This window comes from Nonomuraea sp. NPDC005983, from assembly GCF_040614375.1.
Lineage (GTDB): Bacteria > Actinomycetota > Actinomycetes > Streptosporangiales > Streptosporangiaceae > Nonomuraea.
This window is the reverse complement of record NZ_JBEXUP010000239.1, coordinates 1-8,398: the sequence shown is the minus strand read 5'-3', so window position 1 is coordinate 8,398 and position 8,398 is coordinate 1. Positions and strand designations below refer to the sequence as shown.

Genomic DNA, 8,398 nt, shown 5'->3' with positions numbered 1-8,398 from the left:
ATCACCTACCGCATCTGCCTGGGGCTGCAGCGGTCCGACTCCGCGATGGTCTCGCACGGCGTGGAGTCCGGTGTGATCAAGCGGCTGCCGCACGGTGAGTTCATCGAGGTGCACACGCCGGCGTCGGAGGACATCGAGGCGCACATGCGGGGCAAGGAGCCGGTGCTCATGCTGCCGGTCTCCGAAGATCGCGCGGGTATCCCGCCCAAGGGGATGCGCGGCCCGCTGGGCAAGCTGCGCGCCCGCATGTCCAAGGCGTACGGCGGCGAGAAGATCCCCCTCGACGAGCCGCACGGCCACGACGAGGAGCACGCCGCGATCGGTTCGGGCGGCGACGACCGCTCGCTGTCGCACTAGGCACGCAACCAGAAGGGGGCCCGGACGAACCGTCCGGGCCCCCTTCGGCGTGACCGTGGTGACCGCGAAAGCCCCAGCGCAGGGCGTCAGTCGGATTCGGCGAAGCCGATCGAGAAGGCGGCGTCGAGATCGTGCTTGGAGTAGGTGCGGAAGGCGATGTGCGTCTCGGTGTGCAGCACGCCCGGGACCTTGTTGAGACGCCCGGGAATGACCTCGGCGACCTGCTCGTAGGCGGCGACCCGCACCATCGCCAGCAGGTCGTACTCGCCGGTGATGGAGTAGACCTCGCTGACCCCGTCGATCTCGGCGATCGTCTCAGCGACCTCCGGGATGCGGTCAACCTCGGCGTTGATGTGAACGATAGCCGTGACCATGCCCCAACTCTATCGGGGCTGTTCGAGGCCTCGGTAGGCAAGGTCGATGCGGGCCTTGTGCCGGGCCGCGCCATGGGCGGGCAGGCTCCACTCGCCGTCGACCTCCACCAGCCGCACCCCCGGAGACTCCAGCCAGCGCAGGATGCACTCGGTCTCCTCGGCGCTGGCCGCGTGGACGGGCCCCGGACCCGGGATGACGGTCTCGGCCACGGCGACCAGTGACTCGACGAACGGGGTGGGATGCGCGCCGCGTGGCATCACGCCCGCCGCGCTCAGCCTGCCGTAGCGGATGACGTGGATGTCCCAGCCGCCGTCGAAGGCGGGGCTGGCGGCGACGAGCTGGGGGATGCGGGTGATGGCGGTCAGGCGCTGCATGCGCGCGGCGGCCCGGACGAAGGCCGCGAGCCGGTCGCGATCGACGGACGCCTCCTCGTAACGCTGCTCGACCGACAGCCGCTCCATGCGCGCCGACACGGCCGAGAAGACGTGCGAGGCGTCGAGGGTCATGGCCCGGCGGGCGCTCTCGACGTGCAACGAGTAGTCGGCCGGGGACTCGCGGCCCTCGCACGGGGCGCCGCAGCGCCCCATCTCGTGCAGGACGCAGGCCGAGCGGCGGGTGCGGAGCGTGACCGGCTGGGTGCACTGCCGCAACGGCACCGCCTCGTGCAGGGCGGTGCGGGCGTCGTCGGCCGAGCGGGCGCTGGAGAACGGCCCCAGGTAGGACGCGCCGTCGTCCTTCAGCTCACGCACGATCGACAGGCGTGGGAACGCCTCGTTGGTGAGCTTGAGCCAGACGACCTTCTCGGGGAAGCGGGACCTGCGGTTGTAACGGGGTTTGGCGCCGCCGATCAGGCGCAGCTCCCTGACCTCGGCCTCCAAGGCCGTGGAGCAGACGATGTGCCGCACCCGCTCGGCGATGCCGATCATCTCGCGGATGCGAGGCCTGGTCTCGCTGGCGGTGAAGTAGGAACGGACGCGGTTGCGCAGGTTGGTGCTCTTGCCGATGTAGAGCACCTCGCCGCGTTCGTCCTCGAACAGGTAGACGCCGGGGGAGTGCGGGACGTGCTCGGCCAGGTGGCGCTTGGCCTGCTGCTCGGGCGTGGGGGCGCGGACGAACGACTTGAGCTCCTCCAGCGTGTGGACCTGGAACGAGCCCGCCCGCTCGATCAGCCCGTGGAGCACGTGCACCGTGGCCCTGGCGTCCTGCAGGGCGCGGTGGCACGGATCGGTCGGGCTGCGGAAGAACCGGGCCAGCGTGGCGAGCTTGCTGTTCGGAGTCTCGTCGCGGGTCAGCACCCGGCGCGCCAGATCGACGGTGTCGACGACCGGGTTGCCGGGCGGCGGGTAGCCGTTGGCGGCGCAGGCGGCCTTGATGAAGCGGGTGTCGAAACCGGCGTTGTGCGCGACCAGCGTGGTGCCGCGGATGAACTCCAGGAAGCTCGGCAGCACCGACTCGATGCGCGGCGCGGCCACCACCATCGCGTCGGTGATGCCGGTCAGCACGGAGATGAACGGCGGGATCGGCCCCCCGGGGTCGACCAGGGTGGAGAACTCGCCCAGGACCTCGCCCGCGCGCACCTTGACCGCGCCGATCTCGGTGATCATGTGCTCGGCGGGCGAGCCGCCCGTCGTCTCGAGGTCGAATACGACGAACGTGACCTCGCTCAGCGGGGTGCCGAGCTCGTCGAGAGTTCCCTGAACCGGATCCACGAACCAAGACCATAGAAGGGGCGACCGACAGTTATCCGGCGGGGGCTCCCCGGGAGCCGGCGGCGGCGATGGCGCGGCTCTCGTCCCCGCCGCGCCCGCGGGAGCCTGGGAGCCGCCCGCAGTGCGGATCATGCGGCCCTCCTCAGAAGTGCCTGGCGAACGCATGTGGCGATCTCGCCGCCCTCCTCCTCGCCATGCCCGCAGGCGACGGTCATAGGGGTTGGCCTGCCCTGGGAGCGAATAGCTACTCGTCTAGATCCTTAGTTACTCTTCCTTTTATGTCTGGGGGAAGACTTGCCAACCGCTACGTTCTGCTGCGCCCGCTCGGCAGCGGCGGGATGGGAAGGGTGTGGCTGGCCAGGGACGAGATGCTTGACCGCGAGGTCGCGGTCAAGGAGCTCACGCTGCCCGAGGGCGTCCCTCCCCGAGAGCGGGCCGAGCTGGTCACCAGGGCCGTGCGCGAGGCGCAGGCGACCGCGGGGCTGCGTCACCCCGGCATCGTGGCGCTGCACGACGTCGTCGTCGAGTACGACCGGCCCTGGCTGGTCATGGAGCTGCTGCGGGGCCGCACGCTCGCCGACGCGGTGCGCGCGCAGGGGGCGATGCCGCAGCAGCAGGTCGCCCGCATCGGCGCGGACGTCCTCGACGCGCTGGCCGCCGCGCACGCCCAGGGCCTGCAGCACCGGGACGTCAAGCCGGGCAACGTGTTCCTCACCGACACGGGCCGGGTGGTGCTGACCGACTTCGGCATCGCCAGGCAGGAGGGCCAGGCGACGCTGACCCAGCAGGGCCTGATGATCGGCTCTCCCGGCTACATCGCGCCCGAACGGCTCGAAGGCGACCCCGGCGGCCCGGCCAGCGACCTGTGGTCCCTGGGCGCGAGCCTGTTCTCCGCCGCCGAGGGGCGCCCGGCCTACGACGGCTCGCCCAGCGACCGGATCACGGCCACGCTGACACGGCCGCTGCCCGTCGGGCGTGGCCCGCTCGGCCCGGTGGTGGCCGCCATGATGGCGCGTCACCCGGCCGCCCGTCCCACCGTCCAGGCCGCCGCGCAGGCGCTCAGGCAGGTCGCTGCGGGCCGGCCCGCCCAGCTTCAGGTCGACCAGGGCGTCACCGCGCCCAGCAGGGTGCCGCGGCGCGGCAGGGCCGCCGTCTGGATCGCCTCCGCCTCGGCGCTCGCGGTGGCCGTCGCCGCGACCGCCTTCTTCCTGCTGAGAACCCAGGGCGACGCGGCGCCGACCGCCTTCACCGTCCCGATGGACGTGTGCAAGCTGCTCACCCAGCAGGAGGCCGGCCAGCTGCTGGGCACCCAGCAGCCGCCCAAGCCCCAGCCCAGCTCCGACGATCTCGGCCCCAAGTGCGGCTGGCCGATCCAGAACACGGGCGTCGGCGTGCAACTGCAGAAGGACTCCGACACGCCCGACCCGTGGTCGATGACGTCCCAGGGCGCCCACACCCTCTTCGACAACCAGAGGCGCTACTGGGCCAAGTACGACACGCTGGACTGGACCTGGCCGGAGATCGGCGCGAAAGGCCGGCACAGGGCGAGCCGCACCCCGGTCCGGGCGCTCGGCGGCCTCGGCGAGGAGGCGTTCGCCTACGAGCTCTCGGCGTCGCGGGGCGGCCGGATCCACTCGGCCTACGTCTACTACCGGCTGGCCAACGTGGTGGTCAGCGTCGAGTACACCACGCTGGCCAACAAGCCGACCGACGAGGACGTCAAGCAGTCGGCGCTGGTGGCCGCGCGGGCGACGGAACAGGCGCTGCGCCGTGCGGGATGACCACCAGTACCTGCTGGCCGGCCGTTACCGCCTGGTGGAGCCGCTCGGCCAGGGCGGCGCCGGCACGGTGTGGCGGGCCCTGGACGAGACGCTGAACCGGGAGGTGGCGGTCAAGCAGGTGCGGGTGCCGTCCGGGCTGACGCCGCACGGGCGCGCCGAGTTCGCCGGCAGGGCCATCCACGAGGCCAGGTCGGCGGGGCGGCTGCGCGACCCTGCCATCGTGCTGGTCCACGACGTGGTGCTCGACGGCGAGCAGCCGTGGATCATCATGGACCTCGTCACCGGTCGCTCCCTCGACAAGGTCATCAAGGAGGACGGCCCGCTTCCGCCCGACTTCGTCGCGCGCGTCGGCCTGCGGGTGCTGTCGGCACTGGACGTGGCGCACGCGCACGGCATCCTGCACCAGGACGTCAAACCGGCCAACATCCTGCTCGACGCCGACGGCTCGGCCATGCTCACCGACTTCGGCATCGCGGCCCCGATGGACGGCCAGGGCGACCGGTACGGCGGCGCGGGCTCGCCCGGCTACATGGCCCCGGAGCGGCTCAACGGGCAGGCCACGGGCCCCGCCTCCGACCTGTGGTCGCTGGGCGCGAGCCTCTACACGGCGGTCGAGGGGCGTCCCCCGTTCGAGCGCGAGCTGGCCGCGGCGGTGGCGGCGGCGGTGCTGCTGCACGAGCCGCCGTTCCCCGCCAGAGCGGGCCGCGACCTCGGTGGCCTGCTCATGGCGATGCTGGCCAAGAACCCGGCGTCCCGTCCCACGGCCGCGCAGCTCCGCGAGGCGTTGAGCGGCGGCTCGTGGCCGTCCCACCCGGAACGGCCGCCCCGCCGCCGATGGTGGCTGGTGCCCGCCGTGCTGGCCGCCGTCGTGCTGCTCGGCGCGGGCGGCTGGTACGGTCTGGGCGTCCTGAAGGGCGACGGCGACACGGGCAGGTACGCCTCGGCGCCCGACCCGTGCGGACTGCTGACCGACGTCCAGGCCGCCGACCTGCTGCAGGCGAAGGCCCGGCGCGCGCAGACGAGGGCGGGCGAGTGCCAGTGGCAGGTGCGCGACGTCTCCGAGATCGTCTGGTCGATCACCGTCCGCACCCGGGTGGAGCGGCCGAACGGCGGCTACAGCGGCCCCGCCGTGGCCGGGTTGCGCTTCACCAGCGAGCGCGGCAACCGGGCGGCCGCCAAGGGCACCGTCTTCCGCAAGGCCACCGGCGGGGTCAGCGACGTCCAGGGCATCGGTGAGGCGGCGTTCGTCCAGGACACCTTCGAGCTGGCCATGAACTCCACGAAGTCCGGCGACACCGACAGCACGGTGCTGTTCCGCAGCAGCAACCTGATCGGCGAGGTGATCCTGCACCACAACGACGTCGCCCCCGGCACTCCGGCCGGTCGGCAGACCGCGCTGAAGGCCGCCAGGCTGGTGTCGGCCGCGTTGAAGCCGTGAGGCGCTGTTGAAGCCGTGAGGCGCTGCAAGCGGTTCGCAAGCGTTGTCACTAGCATGTCTCCCCGCAAGTCAGGCAAACCACAGGAGTAACTCGTGCACCCCGGTAACGAGTACGAGCCGCCGACCACCCCCTACCCGATGCCGCACGGCCAGTACAAGCCGCAGATGCCGCCGCCGACCATGCCGGTGTCGCCGCCCCCGCCACCGAAACGGCGCGGGTGGATCCTGCCGGTGGTGGCCGTCCTGGTCGTCGTGCTGGTCGGCGGCGGCGCGGGCGCCTACTTGCTGCTCGGCAGACGTTCGGCGGAGAGCCCCGCTCCCGCTCCCGGGCGCTCGTCCCAGAGCGTGGCGGTGGCGGGCGCGCCCGCGACGATGGACGCGTGCTCCATGGTCCCCAAGCAGGAGACCGAGCGTCTGGTGCCCGACGCGACCGTGGCCAAGGACTCCAGAGACTCCGAGTACGAGGTCAACTTCTCCTGCGGCTGGAACAACCAGCGCATCTCGTTCGGCGAGTACTGGCGCAGCCGCGAGATCGCGGTCAAGATCGCGCAGCACCGGGGCGACGGCGCCAAGACCGGCAGGGCCATGGCGCAGAGCTCGTACGAGGTCGACTACGGCGGCGCGAAGTATGGCGAGACCGCCAAACCGACCCTCGAGAAGGGCGAGAAGGAGTACGTCTCGCCGGTCAAGGACGTACCCGGCGTGGGCGACGGCGCGTTCGCCCAGTACACCTGGCGCCGCTCCGGCAGCATGCTCTGGTACGCCTTCGGGCAGGCGCAGGCGCGCGTCGACGATGTCACGATCGAGGTCAAGTACCAGGCGGGGCAGCAGCGCAAGGACGCCAAGATTCTCACCAACGACTCCGCGCAGGCGGTCACCGAGGAGAATGCGATCCGCGAGGCGAGCATGCTGATCGGGCACGTCGCCAAGGGCGTGGCGGCGTGGAAGGCGCAGCACCCGAACGTGCTCGCCCAGCCCGACAAGGCCCAGACCACCGCGCCGACCGCCACGCCGACGCCCTCGCCGACCAATCTGGCCATCTTCCCGCCCGCCTGCCAGGCCATGACGCAGCTCGCCACCGAGCTGGTGCCCGACCCGACCCCCAGGGCGCAGCGCGTCGAGGCCGGCAACGACGCACAGACCGAATGCCGCTGGCTCAACCTGGACGTTCCGGGTGACGGCGGGGTCAAGAAGATCCGCAGCGCCGTGATCACCACGCACCGGTTCACCAACCGGGCCGGAGCCGAGGACAAACCCGCCGCGCAGGCGTTCTACGTCGGGGAGCGCGGCAGGAACGGCGTCACGGCCGACTCGTCCATGGGCGGCATCACGTGGAGCAAGCTCAGCGACGTCACCGGCCTGGGGGAGGCGGCCTACAGCCAGTACGTGCAGATCGAGCACGGGGACGTGTTCAACGCCAGCGGCAGCGTCATGGTGCGGCAGGGTCCGCTGGTGATCCAGATCGAGTACGCCGGGGCCCAGCGGCCCAAGGACGAGCCCGCCAACTCGTCCAAGGTGACGCTCATGCCCGACGCCGAGGCGCGCGGCGGCGCGTTGCGGCTGGCCAAGGCGTACCTGGCGGAGCTGGCCAAGAAGCCGATCGGCAGCTGATCTGTCAGAGCGAGGGCTTCGGGGCAGGGGCCGTGAGCGTGACATTCGCTGGACTGATGAGAGCGTGACAGGCACCGTGGACCTGTGTCGTCAACCGCTTCGCCCTCGAACCGCCCGCAGTCCCCGCAGACCGCTTCGGCTTCGGCGCGCCCGGGAGGTGCGCGGTCGGCGTGGTTCGCGCGGCCCGCAGCGCGGGCGTGGGCCTGTGCGCCCGCGCCGGCGCAGGTGCGGGACTTCCACGCCGGGCTGCCCGGCTACGCGCCCACCCCGCTGGTCGAACTGCCCGCCCTCGCCGCGGAGCTCGGTGCCGGGCGGGTGTTCGTCAAGGACGAGTCCCGCCGTCTGGGCCTGCCCGCGTTCAAGGCGTTGGGCGCGTCCTGGGCGATCCACCAGGTGCTGTCCCGGCGGACGGATGACGGCCCCGTGCGGCTGGTCACCGCCACCGACGGCAACCACGGTCGTGCCGTGGCCCGCATGGCGCGGCTGCTCGGGCAGCACGCCCAGGTCTTCGTGCCCCGGGACGGTGTCCACCCGGCGGCGGTGGCCGCGATCGAGGCCGAGGGGGCGCAGGTCGTCCAGGTCGCGGGGAGCTACGACGACGCGGTCCTCCTGGCCGCCGACGCCGCGGACCAGCCGGGAGCGGTACTCGTCCAGGACACCGCCTGGCCTGGATACGAGGAGATTCCCGGCTGGATCGTCGAGGGCTACTGCACGCTGTTCGCCGAACTCGACGCGCAGCTGAGCGCCGCGGGGGCAGGGGCGCCGGGGCTGGTGGTCGTCCCGGCGGGGGTGGGCTCGCTCGCCCAGGCCGCCATCACCCACTACCGCAGCGGACAGGCCGGATCTGCCGGGCCTGATGGGGCCGGCGTGGCGTTGCTCACGGTGGAGCCGGACAGCGCGGCCTGCGTCCTGGCGAGCCTGCTCAGCGGGGAGCCGGTCAGCGTGGCGACCGGGGCCACGATCATGGCCGGGCTGAACTGCGGCACCCCGTCCAGCCTCGCCTGGCCCTACCTGCGCGACGGTCTGGACGCCGCCATCGCGGTCACTGACGTCGACAGCGCCCGCGCGGCCCGCGACCTCGCCGCCCTCGGCGTCCGCGCCGGCCCCTGCGGCGCCGCCGCACTGGC

General features: G+C 72.3%; 6 protein-coding genes and 1 pseudogene. 5 read left to right on the top strand and 2 right to left on the bottom strand.

Features of this window, described 5'->3' with window-relative positions; translation table 11 throughout:
- Positions 1 to 357, top strand: a pseudogene (locus tag ABZ297_RS45545) (ubiquinol-cytochrome c reductase cytochrome b subunit); the annotation flags it as partial.
- A gap of 86 nt (positions 358 to 443) precedes the next feature.
- Here the strand turns inward: ABZ297_RS45545 and ABZ297_RS45540 are convergent.
- Together ABZ297_RS45540 and ABZ297_RS45535 are read right to left on the bottom strand one after the other, a co-directional pair.
- Positions 444 to 731: an Lrp/AsnC ligand binding domain-containing protein gene (locus ABZ297_RS45540; protein WP_350806427.1), complete on the bottom strand. Its 288-nt coding sequence runs from the start codon at positions 729 to 731 to the stop codon at positions 444 to 446.
- A gap of 9 nt (positions 732 to 740) precedes the next feature.
- Complete coding sequence (locus tag ABZ297_RS45535; RefSeq protein ID WP_355360431.1) at positions 741 to 2,441, bottom strand: DEDD exonuclease domain-containing protein; 1,701 nt, start codon at positions 2,439 to 2,441, stop codon at positions 741 to 743.
- A 278-nt stretch (positions 2,442 to 2,719) separates the two neighbouring features.
- Between ABZ297_RS45535 and ABZ297_RS45530 the strand changes: the two genes are divergently transcribed.
- The 4 genes from ABZ297_RS45530 to ABZ297_RS45515 form a co-directional block, all read left to right on the top strand.
- Positions 2,720 to 4,222, top strand: a complete 1,503-nt coding sequence (locus ABZ297_RS45530) for a serine/threonine-protein kinase (RefSeq protein ID WP_355360424.1) — start codon at positions 2,720 to 2,722, stop codon at positions 4,220 to 4,222.
- Positions 4,212 to 5,660 carry a protein kinase gene (locus ABZ297_RS45525; protein ID WP_355360421.1) on the top strand — a complete coding sequence of 483 codons (1,449 nt, stop codon included), beginning with the start codon at positions 4,212 to 4,214 and terminating at the stop codon, positions 5,658 to 5,660. Before ABZ297_RS45530 ends, ABZ297_RS45525 begins: the two co-directional genes overlap by 11 nt.
- A gap of 93 nt (positions 5,661 to 5,753) precedes the next feature.
- On the top strand, positions 5,754 to 7,271 hold the full coding sequence (locus tag ABZ297_RS45520; RefSeq protein ID WP_355360418.1) for a hypothetical protein: 1,518 nt from the start codon (positions 5,754 to 5,756) through the stop codon (positions 7,269 to 7,271).
- Positions 7,272 to 7,496: 225 nt separating this feature from the next.
- On the top strand, positions 7,497 to 8,398 hold a 902-nt coding region (locus ABZ297_RS45515; protein ID WP_355360415.1), incomplete at its 3' end, for a pyridoxal-phosphate dependent enzyme.

Bases quoted from the DNA above. Each gene is read 5' to 3' on its own strand.
- ABZ297_RS45540 (WP_350806427.1), bottom strand. From the start codon at position 731: ATGGTCACGGCTATCGTTCACATCAACGCCGAGGTTGACCGCATCCCG.
- ABZ297_RS45530 (WP_355360424.1), top strand. From the start codon at position 2,720: ATGTCTGGGGGAAGACTTGCCAACCGCTACGTTCTGCTGCGCCCGCTC.